The sequence below is a fragment of the Streptomyces sp. NPDC002104 genome, assembly GCF_053593795.1.
The window spans coordinates 49576-72572 of the sequence record NZ_JBSFDF010000013.1 but is presented as its reverse complement, the minus strand read 5'-3'; the positions used below and the strand labels follow the sequence as shown (position 1 = coordinate 72572).

Sequence of the window (22997 nt, the reverse complement as noted above, 5' to 3'; positions counted from 1 at the left end):
CCCGGACGCCCGGTCGCAGGACGTCAGTCCTTGATCTCGCAGATCGCCGCGCCCGAGGTGAGCGACGCGCCGACCTCCGCCGCGAGGCCCACGATCGTGCCCGAGCGGTGCGCGTTCAGCGGCTGTTCCATCTTCATGGCTTCGAGGACGACGATCAGGTCGCCCTCGTTGACCTGCTGGCCCTCCTCGACCGCGACCTTCACGATCGTGCCCTGCATGGGCGAGGCCAGGGTGTCGCCGGAGGCGGCCGGGCCGGACTTCTTGGCCGCGCGGCGTTTGGGCTTCGCGCCGCCCGCGGCCGCCGTACGGGCCAGGGTCATGCCCAGCGAGGACGGGAGGGAGACCTCCAGGCGCTTGCCGCCGACCTCGACGACCACGGTCTCGCGGCCCGGCTCCTCCTCGGAGTCCTCCGCGGAGGGAACCACGAACGCCGGGATCTCGTTGACGAACTCGGTCTCGATCCAGCGGGTGTGGATCGTGAACGGGTCGGACGTGAAGGCGGGGTCGACGACGACCGCGCGGTGGAACGGGATGGCCGTGGCCATGCCCTCCACCTCGAACTCGGCCAGCGCGCGCGCCGCCCGCTGCAGGGCCTGCTCGCGCGTGGCACCCGTGACGACGAGCTTGGCGAGCAGGGAGTCCCACGCCGGGCCGATGACCGAGCCCGACTCGACGCCCGCGTCCAGGCGGACGCCCGGGCCGGTCGGCGGGGCGAACCTGGTGACGGTGCCCGGAGCCGGCAGGAAGCCGCGGCCCGGGTCCTCGCCGTTGATGCGGAACTCGAAGGAGTGACCGCGCAGGACCGGGTCCCCGTAGCCGAGCTCCTCGCCGTCCGCGATGCGGAACATCTCGCGGACCAGGTCGAGGCCGGTGACCTCTTCGGTGACCGGGTGCTCGACCTGCAGGCGGGTGTTGACCTCGAGGAAGGAGATCAGGCCGTCGGCGGAGACCAGGAACTCGACCGTGCCGGCGCCGACGTAGCCGGCCTCCTTCAGGATCGCCTTCGACGCCGCGTACAGCTCGGCGTTCTGGGCCTCCGTCAGGAACGGCGCGGGAGCCTCCTCCACCAGCTTCTGGTGGCGGCGCTGCAGCGAGCAGTCACGGGTGGAGACGACGACCACGTTGCCGTGGGTGTCGGCCAGGCACTGGGTCTCCACGTGCCGCGGCTTGTCGAGGTACTGCTCGACGAAGCACTCGCCGCGGCCGAAGGCGGCGACGGCCTCGCGCACGGCGGAGTCGTAGAGCTCCGGGACCTCTTCGAGGTTCCGGGCGACCTTCAGACCGCGACCGCCGCCACCGAAGGCGGCCTTGATCGCGATGGGCAGGCCGTGCTCCTTGGCGAACGCGACGACCTCGTCGGAGCCGGAGACCGGGTCCGGCGTGCCGGCCACCAGCGGGGCGCCGGCGCGCAGCGCGATGTGGCGGGCGGCCACCTTGTCGCCCAGATCGCGGATCGCCTGCGGCGGCGGGCCGATCCAGATCAGGCCCGCGTCGATGACGGCCTGCGCGAACTCGGCGTTCTCGGAGAGGAAGCCGTATCCGGGATGGATGGCGTCCGCACCGGAGTCGGCTGCGGCCTGCAGGATCTTGGAGATGTCCAAGTAGCTCGCGGCCGGGGTGTCACCGCCCAACGCGAAAGCTTCGTCGGCCGCGCGGACGTGCAGAGCGTCCCGGTCCGGGTCGGCGTAGACGGCTACGCTCGCGATCCCGGCATCCCGGCAGGCCCGAGCAACGCGGACTGCGATTTCGCCACGGTTGGCGATGAGCACCTTGCGCACGATGGCTCCCTCCTTGAAACAAGCTGAGTTTAGGGACAGCCCACACGGCCTTTCGACCCTTCCCCGGTGGTGACCTTGCCCACACGGACTGTGATCCGAGTGGATCCCGAGTCGATAAAACCCTTGTGGCGCCCCATGTCAGGGGGATCCCCGACTGCACAGTAACCCTGCCGTGTGTCCGGGGTCTCTGTTCCCCGGGTCAGCGGGCCGGGGTGATTCTTTGTCGAATCCCTACGAACGGCCCATGCATTCCTTGCACGGGCGCCGTGTCGCGGCCCGACGGTAACGAAGCTGCCCCGGCCCCTTGTCCCAAGGTTTACCCGTTAGTAGCCTCCAGGCGTCGAACGGGCTTGTGCATACGGGGTGGGGGCGTCGTGGCTGGTGTGGGTGGCGTGGTGCTGCGGAGATCCGTGGCCGGAGCGACCGCGGTCGTACTCGTCGTGGAGGCGGCGGTGCTCGGCTTCGTCCACCTCGTCCTGGGCCGGACCACCGCGAACCAGTCGATGTCCATCGCGGGCGCCGATCCCGATGTCATGTCCGCGGCCACCTACGCGCTGGGCGCCGGCATGGCCGCGTTCCTGCTCGCCTGCGCGGTGTTCCTCGCCGTCGCCGCGATCCGCGACCGGGCCCCGGGCGCCTTCGCGCGCGTGCTCCTCGTCGGCGCCGCCGTCGTCCACGGACTGCTCGGCGCCCTCGTCGTCGGCCTGGTGGGCTGGGGCGCCTTCGCGGTGATGATGCTGATCCTCTGCCTGCTGGTGCTGAGCCTGATGCTCTATGCGGCCAAGGGTGCGGGCGGGGCCGCGGCGGGTGCGGGCGGCCCCGCGGAGGGCTCCAGCGGGCCCCTGGGCGGCTTCGGCGGCCCGGGCGGGCCCGAGGGAGGGCCGAGGGGCGGCCGGCCGGGCGGAGGGCCCGACGGCGACGCCGATGGCGATCGGGACATCCGGGACGCGCGGCCGGGCCACCCGCTCGCGGACTTCGGGGACTTCGCCAAGCCCGGGGAGATCAAGCCCACAAGTCCGTGATGGAAAAGCCCAGTTCGGCCAGGAGCGAGCGCAGCAGCGGCATGGAGATCCCGATCACGTTGCCGTGATCCCCGTCGATCCCCTCGATGAACGGGGCCGACAGTCCGTCCAGGGTGAACGCTCCGGCCACGTGCAGCGGTTCCCCGCTCGCCACGTACGCCGCCACCTCCGCGTCCGTCGGCTCGCCGAAGCGGACCGTGGTCGACGCCGTGGCCGAAACCCGGCGCCCGCTCGCCGTGTCGATCACGCAGTGCCCGGTGCGCAGCACGCCGGCGCGCCCGCGCATCGCCTTCCAGCGTGCCGTGGCCTCCTCGGCGTCCGCCGGCTTGCCCAGCGCCTCGCCGTCCAGCTCCAGCACGGAGTCGCAGCCGATCACCAGGGCTCCCGCGGCCTCGTCCAGGCCCGCCACGACGGCCGCCTTCGCCTCGGCCAGCGCGAGCGCCAGCTCGGAGGGGGAGTCGGCGGTGAGGGCGTCCTCGTCGAAGCCGCTGACGATCACGTGCGGGGCGAGCCCGGCCTGGCGCAGCAGGTTCAGCCGGGCGGGCGAAGCGGAGGCGAGGACGAGGGCGTGGCGGGGGGCAGCAGTCATGCCCGCCATCGTAGGGGCGGCGCGGGGGGCCCGGCTCGCGGCGCCGGAAAGGGCCCGCGTCCCGGCGTCAGAAACCGCCCACGCCCAGGACGTACACCACGACGACCATCGCGATGACGACGATCACCGTCATCCGCCGGACCATCGCCTCGGCGTCCCGCATGTCCTTCGGCGGCTCGTTCTTCGGGTCTGACCAGAGCATGCACCGATCCTGGCCCCGATCACTCCTGTGGCGCCTGAGTACGGGTACTCAGGCGCCACGGGCAGTTCACGCCATCTTCATCCGGCCCTCGGCCCGGACCCGGCTCACGCGGGCCAGTACGTACGGCCCCACGCGCCCGGTCCGGGGCGCGGCAGGGTCCGCCGGGCCACCCGGCCCGGCGCCGCCCACGCGTCGGTCACCCGCGCCGCGCCCGACGGCTCCGACGCGAGGGCCGCCGCGCGCGCTCGGACCACCGCCAGTGCGGCGGCCAGCTCCTCCGGGGTCGGGTTCCCCTTGACGACCTTGATCACCACGGGACTGCCTCCTGTCCTAGCGTCCTGACGTCCTGACGTCCTAGAGGGGGATGTTGCCGTGCTTCTTCGGCGGCAGGGACTCCCGCTTGGTGCGCAGCTGCCGCAGCCCCTTCACCACGTGCGCCCGGGTCTCGGACGGCATGGTCACCGCGTCGACGTAGCCGCGTTCGGCGGCCGTGTACGGGTTCAGCAGCGCGTCCTCGTACTCGGTGATGAGCCGCGCCCGGGTCTCCTCGGCCGTGCCGGCCTCCTCCGCTTCGGCGATCGCGCGGCGGTGCAGGATGTTGACCGCGCCCTGCGCGCCCATGACGGCGATCTGCGCCGTCGGCCACGCGAGGTTGAGGTCGGCCCCCAGGTGCTTGGAGCCCATCACGTCGTACGCACCGCCGAAGGCCTTGCGGGTGATGACGGTGATCAGGGGGACGGTCGCCTCGGCGTAGGCGTAGATCAGCTTGGCGCCGCGCCGGATGATTCCGTTGTACTCCTGGTCGGTGCCCGGGAGGAAGCCCGGGACGTCGACGAAGGTCAGCACCGGGATGTTGAAGGCGTCGCAGGTCCGCACGAAGCGGGCCGCCTTCTCGGAGGCGTCGATGTCCAGACAGCCGGCGAACTGCATCGGCTGGTTGGCGACGACCCCGACCGGGTGCCCCTCGACGCGGCCGAAGCCGGTGAGGATGTTCGGCGCGAAGAGCGACTGGGTCTCCAGGAACTCCGCGTCGTCGAGCACGTGCTCGATCACCTTGTGCATGTCGTACGGCTGGTTCGCGCTGTCCGGGATCAGCACGTCGAGCTCGCGGTCGCTGTCGGAGACCTCGGTGTCGGCCTCCTCGGGGAAGGCCGGCGGCTCGGACAGGTTGTTCGACGGGAGGTAGGACAGCAGCGACTTCACGTACTCGATGGCGTCCTTCTCGTCACCCGCCATGTGGTGCGCGACGCCGGACGTGCTGTTGTGCGTGCGCGCCCCGCCCAGCTCCTCGAAGCCGACGTCCTCGCCGGTGACGGTCTTGATGACGTCCGGGCCGGTGATGAACATGTGCGAGGTCTGGTCGACCATGACCGTGAAGTCGGTGATGGCCGGGGAGTACACGGCCCCGCCGGCGCAGGGGCCGACGACCAGGCTGATCTGCGGGATCACCCCGGAGGCGTGGACGTTGCGGCGGAAGATCTCGCCGTACATGCCGAGCGCGCTGACGCCCTCCTGGATGCGGGCGCCGCCGGAGTCGTTGATGCCGATCAGCGGGCAGCCGGTCTTCAGCGCGAAGTCCATCACCTTCATGATCTTCTGGCCGTAGACCTCGCCGAGGGCCCCGCCGAAGACGGTGAAGTCCTGCGAGAACAGGGCGACGGGCCGTCCGTCGACGGTCCCGTAGCCGGTGACGACGCCGTCGCCGTACGGACGGGTCTTCTCCAGCCCGAAGTTCGTCGACCGGTGCCGGGCGAACTCGTCCAGCTCGACGAAGGACCCCTCGTCCAGCAGCAGGGCCACCCGCTCACGCGCCGTCAGCTTGCCCTTGGCGTGCTGCTTCTCCACCGCACGCCCGGACCCGGCGTGCGTGGCTTCCTCGACGCGGCGCTGCAGATCCGCGATCTTCCCCGCGGTGGTGTGCATGTCGATCGGCTCTGACGGTTGTGACATCGGGGTCGCGGCTCCCTGCGTGGTGTCAACTGCCTGGTGACTTACTTGTTTTTTACTAGCTACTGGTGCGTAGCGTATCGGCGGGCATGGCGCTCGGCGGTGCGGCGTTTGACACACCTAATCTGGGTTGCATGACGCCATCAGATGCATCAGGCGGGGCTTCGAACGGAGCTTCCGCGGGCCGTTGGTCGAGTCTGGACCGGCCGCCCTTGAACGTCGCCGCGCTGCAGCGGGCCCTCGTGACCGGCGAGGGGCTGTGGAGCTCGGTGGAGGTGGTGGACTCCACCGGGTCCACCAACAGTGATCTCGCCGCCCGGGCCGCGAAGCTGCCCGAGGGGGCCGTGCTCGTCGCCGAGGAGCAGACCGCCGGGCGGGGCAGGCTCGACCGGAGCTGGGTCGCGCCCGCGCGGTCCGGACTGTTCTTCTCCGTACTCCTGAAGCCCGGGCCCGCGGTGCCGCAGGAGCGGTGGGGCTGGCTGACGCTGCTGGCCGGGGTGGCCACCGCCACCGGGCTCTCGCGCGCCGCCGGCGTGGACACGGCACTCAAGTGGCCCAACGACCTGCTGATCACCGTCGACGGTGAGGAGCGCAAGGCCGGCGGCATCCTTGCCGAGCGCGTGGGCGACGGGGTCGTCCTCGGGATCGGGCTGAACGTGACGCTGACCGACGCCGAGCTGCCCGTGGACACCGCCGGGTCGCTGCTCCTGGCCAAGGCCACCGTCACCGACCGGGACCCGCTGCTCAAGGCCGTACTGCGCTCCCTGGAGCAGTGGTACGGAAACTGGCGCGCGGCCGGCGGCGACCCGGCGGCCAGCGGTCTGCAGGAGACGTACGCGGCGGGCTGCGCGACCCTCGGCAAGCACGTGCGCGCCGACCTGCCGGGCGGGCGCACGCTCACCGGGACGGCCGAAGCGGTGGACACCGACGGACGGCTCGTCGTACGGACCGCGGAGGACAAGCACGAGGCCGTGGGGGCGGGGGACGTGGTCCATCTGCGGTCCGTGCGGTAGCCCGCGGGGGGACCGCCCCGGGTGACGGAGTAGGGGAGTGAGCTACGGCACACCTGCCGTATGGTTTAGGCGATCCCGGTCCTCGCGGTGATCACCCGGTTCGGCAGTGCGCACGGAATGGACAGGAGGCGGCCCTTGACCGTCGACGACCCTCGGTCCAGCGCGCCCGCCCCCGGAACGCCGACGGGCGGTTCCGGCAGCCCGGGCGGTCCGGGCGGTTCCGGCAGTGGCGGCTCGGGCGGCTCGGGCGGCTCGGGAGTCCACGCCACCCCGATCGGGCGCGATCAGCACACTCCGCACCACGAGGTCGACCACACGGCGCAGCCGACGGCCGACCCGCTCGCGATCCGCCTGGAGCAGCTGATCCTGGGCGCCGAGCGCCGGTACACCCCCTTCCAGGCGGCCCGCAGCGCCGGGGTCTCGATGGAGCTCGCCTCCCGCTTCTGGCGGGCCATGGGCTTCGCGGACATCGGCCAGGCCAGGGCCCTGACGGAGGCCGACGTACTGGCCCTGCGCCGGCTCGCCGGTCTCGTCGAGGCCGGGCTGCTGAGCGAGCCGATGGCGGTCCAGGTGGCGCGGTCCACCGGGCAGACCACGGCCCGGCTCGCGGAATGGCAGATCGACTCCTTCCTGGAGGGGCTGACGGAGCCGCCGGAGCCGGGGATGACCCGTACGGAGGTCACGTACCCGCTGGTCGAGCTGCTGCTGCCGGAGCTGGAGGAGTTCCTCGTCTACGTGTGGCGGCGCCAGCTCGCCGCCGCGACCGGACGGGTCGTGCAGGTGGCGGACGACGAGGAGATGGTCGACCGGCGCCTCGCGGTGGGCTTCGCCGACCTGGTGGGCTTCACGCGCCTGACCCGGCGGCTGGAGGAGGAGGAGCTCGGCGAGCTGGTCGAGTCCTTCGAGACCACCTCCGCGGACCTGGTGGCGGCGCACGGAGGCCGGCTGATCAAGACGCTGGGCGACGAGGTGCTGTACTGCGCCGACGACGCGGCGACGGCGGCGGAGATCGCGCTGCGGCTGATCGAGACGATGGAAGCCGATCCGCAGATGCCGGAGCTGCGCGTGGGCATCGCCTTCGGGACGGTGACCACGCGGATGGGCGACGTCTTCGGGACCACGGTGAACCTGGCCTCGCGGCTGACGTCGATAGCCCCCAAGGACGCGGTCCTGGTGGACGGTGCGATGGCCGAGGAACTGGGCCGCACGGGCGCGGCGCCGGTTTCGGAGAAGGAAGCGGAGAACGAGGAGGGCGGCGGGACCTACCGCTTCGCGCTCCAGCCGATGTTCCAGCGCCCGGTGCGCGGTCTCGGCGTCGTGGAGCCCTGGTCGCTGACGCGCCGGAGCCCTAAGATCCCCGGATAACGTTCGTTAACCGGGAGGGTCCCTGTGTCCGAATCTTCGGCATTCATCGCAATCTGCAGGCATGAGGGCGGGGTCGCCGAGCTGGTTCTGGACCGGCCCAAGGCGATGAACGCGGTGTCGACCGAGATGGCGCGGGGCATCGGCGCCGCCTGCGCGGAGCTGGCCGCGGACCCGTCGGTACGGGTCGTCGTGCTCTCCTCCACCGCCGAGCGGGCGTTCTGCGTGGGCGCGGACCTCAAGGAGCGCAACTCCTTCTCGGACGCCGAGCTGCTGCGCCAGCGGCCGACCACGCGGGGCGCGTACGGGGGAGTCCTGGAGCTCCCGATGCCGGTGATCGCGGCGGTGCACGGGTTCGCGCTGGGGGGCGGCTTCGAGCTGGCCCTCGCGTGCGATGTCATCGTGGCCGACGAGACGGCCGTCGTCGGGCTGCCCGAGGTGTCGGTCGGGGTGATCCCGGGCGGCGGCGGTACGCAGCTGCTGCCGCGGCGGGTGGGGGCGGCGCGGGCCGCGGAGCTGATCTTCACCGCACGCCGGGTGGAGGCCGCGGAGGCGCTGGACCTGGGCCTGGTGGACTCGGTGGTGCCGGCGGGGACGGACCGCGAGGCCGCGCTGGCGATGGCGGCGGCGATGGCGGCGAACTCCCCGGTCGGGCTGCGGGCGGCCAAGCGGGCGCTGCGGCTCGGGCACGGCATGGACCTGACGGCCGGGCTGGAGATCGAGGACGCGGCGTGGCGGACGGTGGCCTTCTCCGGGGACCGGGCCGAGGGAGTGGCGGCGTTCAACGAGAAGCGGAAGCCGCGGTGGCCGGGGGTGTGAGGGCGAGGAATGCGGCTGGAGCGGTGGCTGGAACTGCGGCTGGAGCGGTAGCTGGAGCTGCTGTTCGTGACCGGGTGTGATCCTGATGCCACCGAATGTCGCGCCAATTATCACTAAATCGGACAAAACTCCCTAACCTGGGGTGATGGGTGTTGACGGGCGGCTTCGAGCCGTTGTGGGCCTCGCGCAGGCCATGGCCGCCGCGTGCGCGCCGCGGGACAGCGTGCGGGCCGCCGCGCGCGGGGCGAGGCTGGCGATGGACGGGTCGTTCGCCGCGATCTCCGCGTGGGAGCGGGAGCGGGGGCGCCTGCGGGTCCTCGTGAACGAGGGGGAGCGCAGGGACGGGGAGGAGGAGTTCCCCGAGGACGAGTCGTACCCCGTGCACGATTTCCCCGAGATCACGGAGTTCCTCCACGAGCGCTGGGTCGGCGGGGGCGGGCCCCACGCCTGGGTGGAGAGCGCGGTCGGGGACCGGCCCGGCCGCCGGGGCGAGGCGCTGCGCAGGCGCGGGCGCGGTACGTGCGTGGTGGCTCCGATCGTGCTGAGCGGGCGGGCCTGGGGCGAGCTGTACGTGGCCCGGGACGAGGGCATGGCCGACTTCGACGAGGACGACGCGGAATTCGCGACGGTGCTCGCGGCGGTGATCGCGGCCGGGCTGGCGCAGAGCGACCGGCTGGAGGAGGCCCGGCGGCTCGCCTTCACCGACCCGCTGACGGGGCTGGCCAACCGGCGGGCCGTGGACATGCGGCTCGACGAGGCGCTGGAGGAACACCGCAAGGGCGGGGCCGGCGGGGCCGGTGTCGTGGTGAGCCTGGTCGTCTGCGACCTGAACGGCCTCAAGAAGGTCAACGACACCCTCGGGCACGCGATGGGCGACCGGCTGCTGGAACGGTTCGGCTCCGTGCTCAGCCTGTGCGGGGCGATGCTGCCGGGGGCGCTGGTCGCCCGGCTGGGCGGGGACGAGTTCTGCCTGGTCAGCGTGGGGCCCACGGCGGACGAGGTGGTACGGGTCACCGAGGAGGTGTGCCTGCGGGCCGCCGAGCTGGAACTGGGGGAGGGGGTCGCCTGCGGGGTCGCCTCCACGGGGGACCCGATCGGGCCGGTGAAGTCCTCCCGGCGGCTGTTCCGGCTGGCCGACGCGGCGCAGTACAAGGCCAAGGCGGCGCGGTCGGCTAAGCCGGTGGTGGCCGGCCGCGACACGGCGGTGGTCCGCCTCGCCGACGCGGACCCCGGCTCCCCGGGCGAACGCCGCCGCTTCCGCGGCCGGGCATAGCCCGGGCGGGGCGTGCCCGGGGGCCCCGGCTCGGCCTGCCCGCGGCCCGGGAACGGCGCCGCACGCGGCAAGGGTCCGGGCGGAGCCCGGGGAACGGTGGAAGGGCGGGTAGGGGACCTCGCCCCGCAGGGACCACCCACCCGCACCCGCCCACCGACCCCAGGCCGGGACGGCCATGGCACCGGCACCGCCCCACCACCGCCGGACGGAGTCCGGCGCAGCGGGGCGAAGCCCGCGCAGCGGTGCGAGGTCCGCGTGCGGGAGGTGCCCGGCGCAGCGGGGCGAGCTGCGCGTCAAGAAGGAGTGACATGGAGGGATTCAGTCCGTACGCTGCTGAATATGGATATGCACACTGTCGTGGTGGGAACGTCCGGGACCACCGCCGAAGACGTGATCGCCGTCGCCCGCGGCAACGCCCGCGTGGAGCTCTCCGGTGAGGCCGTCGCCGCGCTCGCCGCGGCCCGCGAGATCGTGGACGCGCTCGCCGCGAAGCCCGAGCCCGTCTACGGGGTGTCCACCGGGTTCGGCGCGCTCGCCTCCCGGCACATCAGCCCCGAGCTGCGCGCGCAGCTCCAGCGCAACATCGTCCGCTCGCACGCCGCCGGCATGGGCCCGCGCGTCGAGCGCGAGGTCGTGCGGGCGCTGATGTTCCTGCGGCTGAAGACCGTCGCCTCCGGACACACCGGCGTCCGGCCGTCCGTCGCGCAGACGATGGCCGACGTGCTCAACGCCGGCATCACCCCCGTCGTGCACGAGTACGGCTCGCTGGGCTGCTCGGGAGACCTCGCCCCGCTCTCGCACTGCGCGCTCGCCCTGATGGGCGAGGGCGACGCCGAGGGCCCGGACGGGACCGTGCGCCCCGCCGGCGAGCTGCTCGCCGAGGCCGGGATCGCCCCCGTCGAGCTGCGCGAGAAGGAGGGCCTCGCCCTCCTCAACGGCACCGACGGCATGCTCGGCATGCTGGTCATGGCCCTCGCCGACCTCGGCAGGCTGTACACCGCCGCCGACATCACCGCCGCGCTGACCCTGGAGGCGCTGCTCGGCACCGAGAAGGTGCTGCAGCCCGAGCTGCACGCCATCCGCCCGCACCCGGGCCAGGGCGCCTCCGCCGCGAACATGGCCGCCGTCCTGAAGGGGTCCGGGCTCGTCCGGCACTACCAGGAGGAGACCGCCCCGCGCGTGCAGGACGCCTACTCCGTGCGCTGCGCCCCGCAGGTCGCCGGCGCGGGCCGCGACACCATGGCGCACGCCGCCCTCGTCGCCTCCCGCGAGCTGGCCGCCGCCGTCGACAACCCGGTCGTGCTGCCCGACGGGCGCGTGGAGTCCAACGGGAACTTCCACGGCGCCCCGGTCGCCTACGTGCTCGACTTCCTCGCCATCGCCGCCGCCGACCTCGGGTCGATCGCCGAGCGCCGCACCGACCGGCTGCTCGACAAGAACCGGAGCCACGGACTGCCGCCGTTCCTCGCGGACGACGCCGGCGTGGACTCCGGACTCATGATCGCCCAGTACACGCAGGCGGCCCTGGTGAGCGAGATGAAGCGGCTCGCGGTCCCCGCCTCCGCCGACTCGATCCCCTCCTCCGCCATGCAGGAGGACCACGTCTCGATGGGCTGGTCGGCCGCGCGCAAGCTCCGTACCGCCGTCGACAACCTGACCCGGATCATCGCGATCGAGATGTACGCGGCCACCCGCGCCATCGAGCTGCGCCACGGCCTGACCCCGGCGCCGGCCAGCCAGGCCGCCATCGCGGCGGCGCGCGCGGCGGGCGTGGAGGGTCCCGGGCCGGACCGGTTCCTCGCGCCCGACCTGGCCGCCGCGGACGCCTTCGTTCGTTCGGGTGGACTCGTGGACGCCGTCGAGACCGTCACCGGCCCCCTCGTCTGAGGGGTCGCCGGAAGGTCGCCGGAAGGTCGCCAGAAGGTCAAAGGGAAGGGGTGCGGCCCCCGGGGATACCCGGGGGCCGCACCCCTTCGTGGGTCCGCGGGCTGTTTACGCCGTGCGCGAGCGGCGTACGGAGAAGGCCACGAAGCCGGCTCCGGCGCCCAGGCAGAGCGTGCCGCCGAGCAGGTAGGGCGTGGTGTCCACGCCGCCGGTGTCGGCGAGCGCGAGGGCCGGCGCGGGCGCGGAGGCGGCCTGGACCTCCATGTTCGCGGCGGCGGGCGCGGCGGCGGGCGCGCCGGAGGCGGCCTTCCCGTGCCCGGGTGCGGTGGCGTTCGCCGAGGGCACGAACCACAGGACGGCGAGGAGGGTGGTCGCTCCGAGAGCGGTGAGTGTTGATCGGCGTGCGGACACGGTGCGATCCCCCTTGTGGCAGCAGCGAATTGGCCCCGTGCGGTGATGCTACGGAAAGGGGCGGGTCGTGGGAAAGCCGGGGCGGCCGCGGGATTACTCTCCGTCGTATGAACCCTTCTGAGACCTCACGATATGTCCGCCTTCGGGTGGATCTGGTGCTTGAAGTGCCGGACGTCGACGCGCTCACCGGAGCCGCCCTCGCCCACATCAAGGCCGACGAGTTCATGCCGGACGAGGAGCGCGGCCACGCGGAGGCGGCCGTCCGGGAGGACGAGTCGGAGGCCCTGGCCTACCTGGTCGACCCCACTGACCTGGTCGCGGACATCCCCGGCGTCGAGCTCGCGCAGGCCTCCTGGAGCAGCGAGCCCGTGGAATACGACCCCGAGTCCATGGAGTGGGACCTCGACGAGGAAGATGGGGAGCTCGAAGAAGAGACTGACAACGCCTGACGGTGGGGTTGACCACATTCGAACGGAATGGGGCAGCACCTCGGGGTGTAATGCGTTGTCAGGATTGAGGCAGGGGGTCATGACCCCCTGCCCGGGGAGTTCGGGGTTCCGGCAACGATGGAGTGGCGTGTGAGGACGGACAGCATGCGGCGGAAAAGGTCCCTGGTGGCCATATCCGCCGTACTCGGCGGCGTACTGGTGCTCGCGGGATGCGGCGGCGACGACGGCAAGGCGCAGACGCCGAAGGCCAGCGGAGAGACCTCGGCCAAGTCCCAGGCGGATGTGGACGCGGCTGCGGCGAAGGACGCCTCCCAGGCCAAGATAGCCATCACGCCCAAGGACGGCGCCGCCAACGTCGGCCTGAACGACGCGGCCAAGGTGGCCGTCACCGAGGGCACGCTCACCGCGGTCGAGCTGAAGAGCTCCGAGGGCACGAAGGTGCCGGGCAAGATAGCCGCCGACGGGAAGAGCTGGAAGCCGGACGGCGCGCTGAAGCGCTCCACGAAGTACGCGCTGTCGGCGACCGCGAAGGACGAGGCGGGCCGCGAGGCGCACGAGAACGCCTCCTTCACCACCGTCTCCCCGCAGAACAGCTTCGTGGGCTCCTTCATCCCGGACGCGGGTCAGACCGTCGGCGTGGGCATGCCGGTGTCGATCACCTTCGACAAGCAGATCAAGGACAAGAAGGCCGTCCAGGCGGGCATCACGGTCACCTCCAGCAGCGGCCAGGAGGTCGTGGGCCACTGGTTCAGCACGCAGCGGCTGGACTTCCGCCCGGAGAAGTACTGGCAGGCGGGCTCCACCGTCACCCTGAAGCTGGCGCTGGAAGGGGTCCAGGGCGGCCCGGGCATCCAGGGCGTGCAGAGCAAGACCGTCACCTTCAAGATCGGCCGGAGCCAGGTCTCCACGGTCGACGCGAAGAGCAAGAAGATGACGGTCACCCGTGACGGCGCGGTCCTCAAGACCATCCCGATCTCGGCGGGCTCCCCGGAGAACCCGACCTACAACGGTCAGATGGTGATCTCCGAGAAGTTCAAGGAGACCCGGATGAACGGCGCCACCGTCGGCTTCACCGACGACGACGGCAAGGGCGAGTACGACATCAAGGACGTGCCGCACGCGATGCGCCTGTCGAACTCCGGCACCTTCGTGCACGGCAACTACTGGGGCCCCGACTCGGTCTTCGGCAGCGCCAACACCAGCCACGGCTGCGTCGGCCTGAACGACGCCAAGGGCGCGAACGACCCGAGCCAGCCCGCGGCCTGGTTCTACGACAACTCCCTGATCGGAGACGTCGTCACGGTCGTCAACTCCCCGGACAAGACGATCAAGCCGGACAACGGCCTCAACGGCTGGAACATGAACTGGGCGGACTGGAAGGCCGGCTCGGCCGTCTGACCCGCCGGCACGACAGCCGCACCCCGACGAAGCGCACACGGACGGCGGGGAGCCCCGGACAAGGGGCTCCCCGCCGTCCGTTCGCGCATTCCTGTCCGTGAGCTGTGAGTTCGCGTTCTCATCCGGCTCTTATGGACGGCTTATCCGGCGGTCACCGGTGCTGCCTAGCTTCGGCCGCATGTTCTTCACCTACCTCCGGCGCGAGCTGCGCCGCCGCAGGAAGGCGGCGCTCGTCGTCGCCTCCGGACTCGCCCTGGGCATCGCCCTCGTCATCGTCGTCACCTCCGTCTCGGCGGGCATGACCCGGGCCCAGGGCAAGGTCCTCCAGTCGCTCTACGGCCTCGGCACGGACATGACCGTCACCAAGGCCCAGACCCCGCCGGCCGAGGGCGACACCGCGGCCCGGCCCCGGTTCAGGTTCGACGCCAAGGGCGAGGGCGAGGGCGACGCCGGGACCGAGCAGAGCAGCGACCTCGTGATGCCCCAGGGCTTCCAGACCCTCGACGCCGCGACCGTGGACAAGGTGTCCGGCCAGGCCGGGGTCGCCCGGGCCGTCGGCGGCCTCAGCCTCCAGGTGATGAAGGTCAACGGGCAGTTCAAGCGCGGTGAGTTCAAGCGCGCGGAGGGCCGGACGGGTGGCGCGGGCGCCGCCGGGCCGGGCGCCGCGGGCGGCGGCCAGGGCGGTACGGTCGAGGGCGGCGGCGCCGACTTCGACGTCAACTCCTTCTCCGTCTACGGCGCGGACGTCACCCACCCCGAGCTGGGCCCGCTCACCACCTCCAGGATCACCTCGGGCCGCACCTTCGCGGCCGGCGAGACCAACGCGGCCGTCGCCGTCGTCGACAGCGCCCACGCCACGAAGAACAAGCTCGCCGTCGGCTCCGAAGTCACCGTCAAGGGCGCCAAGTTCAAGGTGATCGGGATCGCCACCGCCGACAGCGGCGACGCGGCCGCCAACGTCTACGTCCCCCTCCAGCAGGCCCAGACCCTCGCCGCGACCCCCGGCAAGATCACCACGGTCTACGTCCAGGCGAAGGACTCCCAGGCGATCGGCTCCGTCAAGCAGGCCATCCAGAAGAACGTCCCGGACACCACCGTCACCACCTCGGCCGACCTCGCCGACGCCGTCTCCGGTTCGCTCTCCACCGCCGCCTCCCTCGCCTCCACCGTCGGCACGTGGCTCTCGTACGCCGTCCTCCTCGCCGCCTTCCTCGTCGCCGGCCTGCTGACCTCCTCGGCCGTGTCCCGGCGCGTCCGCGAGTTCGGCACGCTCAAGGCGCTCGGCTGGAGGAGCGGCCGCGTCACCGGACAGGTCGCCGGCGAGGCCCTGGTCAACGGGCTCATCGGCGGCGCGCTCGGCATCGGCCTCGGGTTTGTGGCCGCGTACGCCATCACCGCGATCAGCCCGCGGCTGACCGCGCAGCTCGCCGGCGGCGCCGGCCGCTTCCAGGGCCCGGGCGGCGGGGGCGCGGGCGGGGGCGGCGGGATGATGCGTTCCGCGCAGCGGGGTGCCGGCAAGGCCCTCGACATCGCGCTCACCGCACCCGTCTCGCTCTCCACCATCGGCCTGGCCGTCGCCCTCGCCGTCGCGGGCGGGCTGATCGCGGGCGGCTTCGGCGGCTGGCGCGCCTCCCGGCTGCGGCCGGCGGACGCCCTGCGCCGCGTCGAGTAGCCGCCCAGCCACTCGCGCCCAGCCACTCCCGCCCAGCCTCTCCCGCCCAGCCTCTCCCGCCCCGTCCCACCGTCCCGCAACCCCGAGGGAACGAACCAGAGATGTACCAGCTCACCGGTGTCACCAAGCGCTACCAGCGCGGCAAGGAATCCATCGACGCGCTCGCGGGCGTGGACCTGACCATCGAGGACGGAGGCCGGCTCGTCATCCAGGGCCCCACCGGCGGCGGCAAGTCCACCCTCCTCCAGATGCTCGGCGCCCTGGACCGCCCGACGGCCGGGCAGATCGTCCTCGACGGACTCGACCTGGCCACCGTCTCCGAATCCCGCCTCACCCGGGTCCGCGCGGAGAACATCGGCTTCGTGTTCCAGTCCTTCAACCTGATCCCCACGCTCACCGCCCAGGAGAACGTCGAAACGGCCCTCGTCCCGCTCGGGCTCAAGGCCCGCGAGCGACGCGAGCGGGCCGCCGAAGCGCTGGACTCCGTGGGCCTCGGCGAGCGGATGGGCCACCTGCCCGGGGAGATGTCCGGCGGCCAGCAGCAGCGCGTGGCCATCGCGCGGGCGCTGGTGAAGCGGCCGAAGGTGCTGCTGGCCGACGAGCCGACCGGCAACCTCGACGAGTCCATGCGCGACGAGGTCATGGAACTGCTCGAAGGACTCTGGAAGGAACACGGCCTGACCTTCGTCATGGTCACCCACGACAGCGCGCTCGCGAAGCGGGCCCCGCGGGTGGCGACGATCCGCCGCGGGAAGGTGACCATCACCGAGAACGCCTGAGCACGGCCCCGGGTTTAGGGTCCGGAGCATGACGATCACCGCGCTCTCCGTGCCCCCGACCGACATCGAGGTCGACCACTGGTGGGCCGTCCTGGCGGCAGCCCGGACGGCGGACCTGCCGGGGACTCCGCCGCCTTCCCGGACCGAGGTGGCCGGAGCGCTCCGGGTGCCTTCGGCGCGGGGGCGCTCGGTGCACTGGGCGACGGAGGAGGCGGTCGCCTCCCTGGTCCTCTTCACCGACGGCGTCAACGACCACACCGCGTTCCTGGACGAGCTGACCGTACGGCCCGACGCGCGGCGGCACGGTGTGGGAACGGCCCTGTGGGAGCGGGCCCGCGAGGAGCTGCTCGCGCAGGGCCGTACCTCGGTGGCGGCGGAGGTGGACCTGGGAGGTCCCGGTCAGGCGTTCGCCGAGGCCGTGGGCTTCGAGAACGTCCTGTCGATGGCCTGGTACGTGCAGGACGTACGGGAGGCGCGGTGGGCGCAGGGGGCGCAGGCCGCCAAGGAAGGGGCCGGGTCCGTCGCGCCCGGCTACGAGCTGCACTGCTGGCCCGGGCCGGTGCCCGACGCGTGGGCGCCGGCCGTGGCCGTCGCCCACGGGGCGATGGAGGACGCGCCGACGGGAGAGCTGGACCAGAGGATCCAGACGTGGACGGCGGAGCGCCTGCACGCGGCCCACCGCAAGATCCTGGACCGCGGAGGCGCACTGACCACGGTCGCCGCCGTCACCCCGGACGGCGAGGTGGCGGCGTACACGGAACTGGTCCTCCTCGACCCGGCGGGCCCGCGCGCGCTCCAGTACGACACCGTGGTCGTCCCCGCCCACCGGGGCCACGGCCTCGGCCGCGCGGTCAAGCTCCGCATGCTCGCGGAGGAGGCGATCCGCCACCCGGACCTGCGCACCATCGCCACCTCGGTGGCGGACGACAACACCCCGATGCTCGCGGTCAACGCGGCCCTGGGGTACCGGCGCGAGCGCGGGGTCGGGTACTTCCAGCTGACGCTGTGACTCCGGCCGGGGAGGCGGTGCTACGGGGCGGACTCCCCGACGGGTCCCGGGGCGTGCTCCCGGTCCCGCCCCGGGGCCGCGGACGGCGCGGACGGCGCGGACCAGGAGGCGAGCAGGCTGAGGGCGTCGGCCGAGGGGGAGCCCGGGGCCGCGTGGTAGGTGACCAGGAACTGGGCCGGGTCGTCCGGGAAGGCCAGCGTCTCGAAGGACAGCACGAGCTCGCCGACCAGCGGATGCCGCAGCCGCTTGACGCCGTGGATCTTGTTGTCGGCCACCGTGTGGGCCGCCCACAGCCGGCGGAACTCCTCGTTCTTGACCGACAGTTCACCGACCAGCGCGGACAGCCGTTCGTCGTCCGGGAACTGCCCGGCGTACACGCGCAGGTTGCTCACCACCTCGCAGGCCCGGCACTCCCAGTCCGCGTACAGCTCCGCCGTCGCCGGGTCCAGGAACACCAGCCGCACCAGGTTGCGCTCCTGCGCCGGGAGCGCCCCGAAGTCGCCGAAGACGGCCGCGGCCAGCGGGTTCCAGCCGATGACGTCCTGGCGCCGCCCGACCAGGTACGCCGGTACGCCGTCCATCGCGTCCAGCAGCGTCCGAAGCTGCGGCCGGACCTGCTGGGGGCGCGGGGCCTGGCGGCGCTTGCGGAGCTTGGGGCCGGCGAGGTGGCTCAGGTGCGCACGCTCCGTGCCGTCCAGGCGCAGGGCCTGCGCGATGGCGTCGAGGATCTCCGCCGACACGTTCTGGCCGTGGCCCTGCTCCAGGCGCGTGTAGTAGGCGACCGACACCCCGGCCAGCTGCGCCAGCTCCTCGCGGCGCAGGCCGGGGACCCGGCGGTGGCGTCCGTAGTCGGGCAGGCCCACGTCCTCGGGGCGCAGCCGGGCGCGCCGGGAGCGCAGGAACTCGCCGAGCTCGGCTCGCTGATCAAGCTGGTCCATTACCCCAGTATCACCGCGCGGGCGCGCAGGCCGGGGGCGTGAGCCTGACCCCGCCAAGGGTAGGTCCGCCAGACCTAGGCAGGGCAGGGGGATGGGTGTCCGGGGCGGGGGGAGGCAGGCTGTGAACACACAGCGGTTCCGCACCGCCGCACCGCACGTCCGCACCACAGTCTTCCGAGGAGCCTCATCGTGTCCGTCACCCAGGTCGCCGCCTACGCCGCCCCCGCGCCCAAGGCCCCGCTGGAACGCATCACCGTCCCGCGCCGTCCGGTCGGTGCGCACGACGTCCTCATCGACATCAAGTTCGCCGGCATCTGCCACTCCGACATCCACCAGGTCACCGACGGCTGGGGCGAGGGCATCTACCCCATGGTCCCGGGCCACGAGATCGCCGGTGTCGTCACCGAAGTCGGCTCCGGGGTCACCAAGTTCGCCGTCGGCGACCGGGTCGGCGTCGGCTGCTTCGTCGACTCCTGCCGCACGTGCGAGCAGTGCCTCGCCGGGCAGGAGCAGTTCTGCGCCGAGGGCATGACCGGTACGTACAACGCGCTCGACCGGAACGGCGAGCCCACGTACGGCGGCTACTCCACGCACGTCGTCGTCGACGAGAACTACACCGTCCGCATCCCCGACGCGCTGCCCCTCGACATCGCCGCCCCGCTGCTGTGCGCCGGCATCACCCTCTACTCCCCGCTCAAGCACTGGCAGGCCGGCCCCGGCAAGCAGGTCGCGATCGTCGGTCTCGGCGGCCTCGGCCACATGGGCGTCAAGATCGCCCACGCGCTCGGCGCCGAGGTGACCGTCCTGTCCCAGACCCTGCGCAAGCAGGAGGACGGGCGCAAGCTGGGCGCCGACCACTTCCACGCCACGAACGACGAGGCCACCTTCAAGGAGCTGGCCGGCCGCTTCGACCTGATCGTGTCCACCGTCTCCGCGCCGCTCGCGCTCGACGCCTACCTGGGCCTGCTCAAGGTGGACGGGGCCCTGGTGAACGTCGGCGCCCCGGAGGAGCCGGTCTCGCTGAACCTGTTCTCCGTCATCGGCGGCCGCAAGACCCTGGCCGGCTCGATGATCGGCGGGATCGCCGAGACGCAGGAGATGCTCGACTTCTGTGCCGAGCACGGGCTCGGTGCGGACATCGAGGTGATCCGCGCCGACGAGGTCAACGAGGCGTACGTGCGCGTCCAGTCGGGCGACGTCCGCTACCGCTTCGTCATCGACACCTCGACCATCTGAGTGTCCGACCCCCTGACCGGCGCCTGAGGGCGCCCGACGGCGGCCCCCGGGTGCACGGCCCCCCGGGGCAGGTCCCCCCGGGGGCCGCCGTCACACGCTTTTCATGCCCCGTGCATGGTCTCGGCGGCCGGCCGCGCGGACGATCTTCCCACCAGCCTTCTGTCACCGGGGAGTTCGAGATGTCCAGCCGCCGCCACTTCCTCGCGGGTTCCGCGGCCGCCGCCGCCGGCCTCGCGGCCCTCCCGCAGGCCGTCCAGCCGGCGCGGGCGGCCGCCGCCGGGGCCGGGTCCGCCGCCGGGTCCGGGGCCGAGGGGCCGCCGAACCTCGTGGTGATCCTGGCCGACGATCTGGGCTACGGCGACCTCGGCGCGTACGGCCAGAAGCTGATCACCACCCCGCGCATCGACCAACTCGCCGCGGAGGGGCTCCGGTTCACCGACGCCTACGCCGCGGCCGCCGTCTGCGCGCCCTCCCGCGCGGCGCTGCTGACCGGCCTGCACACCGGCCACGCCGCCGTCCGGGCCAACCCCTCCAGCGGGGGCCAGGGCAGCCTGGGCGCGGACGACACCACCTTCGCGGAGGTGCTCCGGGCACGCGGGTACCGTACGGGCCTCTTCGGCAAGTGGGGCTTCGGACCGGAGGCCGGGAACCAGCCGAGCCACCCGTCGGCGCGCGGCTTCGAGGAGTTCTACGGCTACATCGACCACGGGCACGCCCACGAGTACTACCCGGCGTACCTCTGGAACGGCAACGCCAAGGAGACCGTCCCGACGGGCACCTTCGCCCCCGACGCGATCGCCGCGCGCGCCCTCGGCTTCATCGACGCCCACGCCGCCGGCCCCGCCCCCTTCCTGCTCCTCCTCACCCCGAACCTCCCGCACGCCCCGAGCGACATCCCCGACGCGAGCGCCTACGCCTCCCGCTCCTGGACGCAGGCGAACAAGTCGCACGCGGCGCAGATCAGCCTCCTCGACGCGCAGGTCGGCGCCGTCGTCGACCGGCTGAAGGCGCGGGGCGTCGCCGGGCGCACGGTGGTCCTGGTGGCCTCCGACAACGGCCCGCACGAGGAGGGCGGGGTCAACCCGGACCTCTTCGACGCCAACGGCCCGCTGCGCGGATACAAGCGCAACCTGTACGAGGGCGGCGTCCGCGTCCCCCTCGTCGCCTGGTCCCCGGGCCGGATCGCCCCCGGCACCACCAGCGCCCGCCCCACCCCGCTCTACGACCTGCTGCCCACCCTCGCCGACCTCGCGGGCGGCGCCCCGGCGCCCTCCGACATCGACGGGCTCTCGGCGGCCCCGGTCCTCAACGGCGCCGCGGCGCTCGCCCCGGTCCACGACCACCTGTACTGGTACCGGGACGAACAGGGCGTCACCAGCCGGGCCAACGCGCAGGACGGCGGCCGGGCGAAGCAGGTCGCCGAGGCCATCCGCAAGGACCGGTGGAAGGCCGTACGGTTCGCCCCGGCGCGGGACCGGACCGTACCGGACGCGCAGTGGCGGTTCGAGCTCTACGACCTGAACACGGACCTCGCCGAGCAGTACGACGTGGCCGCGGCCAACCCCGCGGTGGTGGCCTCGCTGACCACCCTGCTCCGCTCCTCCTGGGCCGATGCCTACCCCCGCCGTCCCTGGGGCCTGACCGCGACCGCCGCCCCGGCCTCCCCGGGATCCCTCACCACCACCCTGGCCAACGGCACGGCCCGCCCCTGGGCCGACGCCCGGGTGTCCCTGACCGTCCCGGCGGGCTGGACCGCGACCCCGGCGGGCCCCGCCACGGCCGCCTCCCTCGCCCCGGGAGCCTCCCTGACGACGGTGTGGACCCTGACGGCCCCGGCGGGGGCGGGGGCCGTCACCCTCACGGCGTCGGCCTCGGCGGGCGGCTTCGCCTTCGCCGCGCAGAGCCCGTACGCCCCGCTGCCCGCGCCGCCCGCGCAGGACAGCTACCTCAGCGACCTGCCCTGGGTCTCGGCGTCCAACGGCTGGGGCCCGGTCGAGATCGACCGCTCCAACGGCAAGCAGGCGGCGGGCGACGGCACCCCGATCGCCTTCGGCGGGGTCACCCACGCGAAGGGCCTGGGCGTGCACGCCCCGTCCGAGATCGTCTACCACCTGGGCGGCCGCGGGAACCGCTTCACGGCCCTGGTCGGCATCGACGACTTCTCGAAGAAGCAGTCGGCGGCCGGAGCCACCCGCGCGACCGTGCGGGGCGACGGCCGGATCCTCGCCACGACGGGGATCCTGACGGGCGCCTCGGGCCCGACGGCGCTCGACGTGGACGTGCGCGGAGTCCGCCTGCTGACCCTGACGGTCGAGGACGCCAACGCGAACTCCGCCTTCGACCACACCTCGTGGGCGTCGGCGCGGGTGACGGTGGTCTGACCCCGACCCAGACCCGGAAACGGAACGCGACGCAAGGAGCCCCGGCCCCCGCACACGGCGGGGTCCGGGGCTCCTCGGGTTCCTGCTCCCGCCGCGGCTCAGCCGTCGGCGCGGGCCACACCGATCGGGCAGGAGACCCCGGTGCCGCCGATGCCGCAGTAGCCGCCGGGGTTCTTGTCCAGGTACTGCTGGTGGTAGGCCTCCGCGGGCCAGAAGGGGCGCTCCGCCGCCGGGAGGACGGCCGTGGTGATCGTGCCGTGGCCGGCGGCGGTCAGGACGCTCTGGTAGGCCTCGCGGGAGGCCTCGGCGGTGGCCTGCGCGGCGGGGGAGTGGGTGTAGACCGCCGAGCGGTACTGGGTGCCGACGTCGTTGCCCTGGCGGAAGCCCTGGGTGGGGTCGTGGGACTCCCAGAACAGCTTCAGCAGGGCTTCGTAGGAGACCAGGGCCGGGTCGAAGACGACCCGGACCACCTCGGTGTGGCCGGTGCCGCCGGAGCAGACCTCTTCGTAGGTCGGGTTCTCGGTGAATCCGCCCTGGTAGCCGGCCAGCGTGGTCCACACCCCCGGGGTCTGCCAGAACTTGCGCTCGGCGCCCCAGAAACAGCCGAGGCCGAAGTCCGCGACCTCCAGGTGGGCGGGGTAGGGGCCCGCGAGGGGGTTGCCGAGCACGGTGTGCACGGCGGGCAGACCGAACAGCGGCTCCGCGCGGCCGGTCAGGGCTTCCTCGCGGGTGGGGAGCTCGGGCGTGCGGCGGTACGAGAACATGGATTCCCTCCTAGTGGTCTACCGGTAACGGCGTACGGCGGGCCGGGATTCCCGCGGCCGCCGCCGTCTCG

The 22997-nt window shown here is 72.9% G+C and carries 21 protein-coding genes; 13 read left to right on the top strand and 8 right to left on the bottom strand.

Going from position 1 to position 22997, the window contains the following annotated elements; genetic code table 11:
* Positions 1-23 precede the first annotated feature (23 nt).
* Positions 24-1778, bottom strand: a complete 1755-nt coding sequence (locus tag ACWCP2_RS14340) for an acetyl/propionyl/methylcrotonyl-CoA carboxylase subunit alpha (protein WP_450908882.1) — start codon at positions 1776-1778, stop codon at positions 24-26.
* Positions 1779-2188: 410 nt separating this feature from the next.
* Between ACWCP2_RS14340 and ACWCP2_RS14335 the strand changes: the two genes are divergently transcribed.
* Complete coding sequence (locus tag ACWCP2_RS14335; protein ID WP_450908881.1) at positions 2189-2800, top strand: hypothetical protein; 612 nt, start codon at positions 2189-2191, stop codon at positions 2798-2800.
* On the opposite strand, the gene ACWCP2_RS14330 is transcribed toward ACWCP2_RS14335, so the two are convergent.
* The 4 genes from ACWCP2_RS14330 to ACWCP2_RS14315 form a co-directional block, all read right to left on the bottom strand.
* Entirely contained in the window at positions 2781-3389 is a 609-nt protein-coding gene (locus ACWCP2_RS14330) for a Maf family protein (protein WP_450908880.1), read from the bottom strand. The genes ACWCP2_RS14335 and ACWCP2_RS14330 overlap by 20 nt on opposite strands.
* A gap of 67 nt (positions 3390-3456) precedes the next feature.
* Positions 3457-3591, bottom strand: a complete 135-nt coding sequence (gene mmpB, locus ACWCP2_RS14325) for a morphogenic membrane protein MmpB (RefSeq protein WP_266880764.1) — start codon at positions 3589-3591, stop codon at positions 3457-3459.
* A 104-nt stretch (positions 3592-3695) separates the two neighbouring features.
* Positions 3696-3905 (bottom strand): acyl-CoA carboxylase epsilon subunit, encoded by a 210-nt coding sequence (locus tag ACWCP2_RS14320; RefSeq protein WP_383956179.1) that lies wholly within the window; start codon positions 3903-3905, stop codon positions 3696-3698.
* Between the two features lie 40 nt (positions 3906-3945).
* A complete protein-coding gene (locus tag ACWCP2_RS14315; protein ID WP_450908879.1) occupies positions 3946-5541 on the bottom strand; it encodes an acyl-CoA carboxylase subunit beta in 1596 nt (531 codons plus the stop codon).
* Between the two features lie 131 nt (positions 5542-5672).
* On the opposite strand from ACWCP2_RS14315, the gene ACWCP2_RS14310 reads away from it, so the two are divergent.
* The 5 genes from ACWCP2_RS14310 (at position 5673) to hutH (ending at position 11892) form a co-directional block, all read left to right on the top strand.
* Positions 5673-6551: a biotin--[acetyl-CoA-carboxylase] ligase gene (locus ACWCP2_RS14310; RefSeq protein ID WP_450908878.1), complete on the top strand. Its 879-nt coding sequence runs from the start codon at positions 5673-5675 to the stop codon at positions 6549-6551.
* Between the two features lie 135 nt (positions 6552-6686).
* Complete coding sequence (locus ACWCP2_RS14305) at positions 6687-7916, top strand: adenylate/guanylate cyclase domain-containing protein (protein ID WP_450908877.1); 1230 nt, start codon at positions 6687-6689, stop codon at positions 7914-7916.
* A gap of 24 nt (positions 7917-7940) precedes the next feature.
* Positions 7941-8732, top strand: coding sequence for an enoyl-CoA hydratase/isomerase family protein (locus tag ACWCP2_RS14300; RefSeq protein WP_450908876.1), 792 nt, complete (start codon positions 7941-7943; stop codon positions 8730-8732).
* Between the two features lie 145 nt (positions 8733-8877).
* Positions 8878-10005 (top strand): diguanylate cyclase domain-containing protein, encoded by a 1128-nt coding sequence (locus ACWCP2_RS14295; protein WP_450908875.1) that lies wholly within the window; start codon positions 8878-8880, stop codon positions 10003-10005.
* Between the two features lie 345 nt (positions 10006-10350).
* Positions 10351-11892, top strand: coding sequence for a histidine ammonia-lyase (hutH, locus tag ACWCP2_RS14290; protein WP_450908957.1), 1542 nt, complete (start codon positions 10351-10353; stop codon positions 11890-11892).
* Positions 11893-11997: 105 nt separating this feature from the next.
* On the opposite strand, the gene ACWCP2_RS14285 is transcribed toward hutH, so the two are convergent.
* Complete coding sequence (locus ACWCP2_RS14285; protein WP_450908874.1) at positions 11998-12300, bottom strand: hypothetical protein; 303 nt, start codon at positions 12298-12300, stop codon at positions 11998-12000.
* Between the two features lie 155 nt (positions 12301-12455).
* Here ACWCP2_RS14285 and ACWCP2_RS14280 point away from each other — a divergent pair, with 155 nt between their 5' ends.
* The 5 genes from ACWCP2_RS14280 to ACWCP2_RS14260 all read left to right on the top strand — a co-directional run bounded on the left by ACWCP2_RS14280 (position 12456) and on the right by ACWCP2_RS14260 (position 17607).
* Positions 12456-12749, top strand: coding sequence for a hypothetical protein (locus ACWCP2_RS14280; protein WP_450908873.1), 294 nt, complete (start codon positions 12456-12458; stop codon positions 12747-12749).
* Positions 12750-12866: 117 nt separating this feature from the next.
* Positions 12867-14147, top strand: a complete 1281-nt coding sequence (locus ACWCP2_RS14275) for a L,D-transpeptidase (RefSeq protein WP_450908872.1) — start codon at positions 12867-12869, stop codon at positions 14145-14147.
* Positions 14148-14325: 178 nt separating this feature from the next.
* Positions 14326-15819, top strand: a complete 1494-nt coding sequence (locus tag ACWCP2_RS14270; RefSeq protein WP_450908871.1) for an ABC transporter permease — start codon at positions 14326-14328, stop codon at positions 15817-15819.
* A 101-nt stretch (positions 15820-15920) separates the two neighbouring features.
* Positions 15921-16598: an ABC transporter ATP-binding protein gene (locus tag ACWCP2_RS14265; RefSeq protein ID WP_450908870.1), complete on the top strand. Its 678-nt coding sequence runs from the start codon at positions 15921-15923 to the stop codon at positions 16596-16598.
* A gap of 28 nt (positions 16599-16626) precedes the next feature.
* A complete protein-coding gene (locus tag ACWCP2_RS14260) occupies positions 16627-17607 on the top strand; it encodes a GNAT family N-acetyltransferase (protein WP_450908869.1) in 981 nt (326 codons plus the stop codon).
* A gap of 20 nt (positions 17608-17627) precedes the next feature.
* Here ACWCP2_RS14260 and ACWCP2_RS14255 read toward each other — a convergent pair whose 3' ends face one another.
* On the bottom strand, positions 17628-18545 hold the full coding sequence (locus ACWCP2_RS14255) for a helix-turn-helix transcriptional regulator (RefSeq protein WP_450908868.1): 918 nt from the start codon (positions 18543-18545) through the stop codon (positions 17628-17630).
* A gap of 189 nt (positions 18546-18734) precedes the next feature.
* Here ACWCP2_RS14255 and ACWCP2_RS14250 point away from each other — a divergent pair, with 189 nt between their 5' ends.
* Together ACWCP2_RS14250 and ACWCP2_RS14245 are read left to right on the top strand one after the other, a co-directional pair.
* Positions 18735-19781, top strand: coding sequence for an NAD(P)-dependent alcohol dehydrogenase (locus tag ACWCP2_RS14250; RefSeq protein WP_450908867.1), 1047 nt, complete (start codon positions 18735-18737; stop codon positions 19779-19781).
* Positions 19782-19960: 179 nt separating this feature from the next.
* A complete protein-coding gene (locus ACWCP2_RS14245) occupies positions 19961-22162 on the top strand; it encodes a sulfatase-like hydrolase/transferase (RefSeq protein ID WP_450908866.1) in 2202 nt (733 codons plus the stop codon).
* 98 nt (positions 22163-22260) lie between these two features.
* Here the strand turns inward: ACWCP2_RS14245 and msrA are convergent, their stop codons facing one another.
* A complete protein-coding gene (msrA, locus tag ACWCP2_RS14240) occupies positions 22261-22926 on the bottom strand; it encodes a peptide-methionine (S)-S-oxide reductase MsrA (protein ID WP_450908865.1) in 666 nt (221 codons plus the stop codon).
* Between the last annotated feature and the right edge of the window lie 71 nt (positions 22927-22997).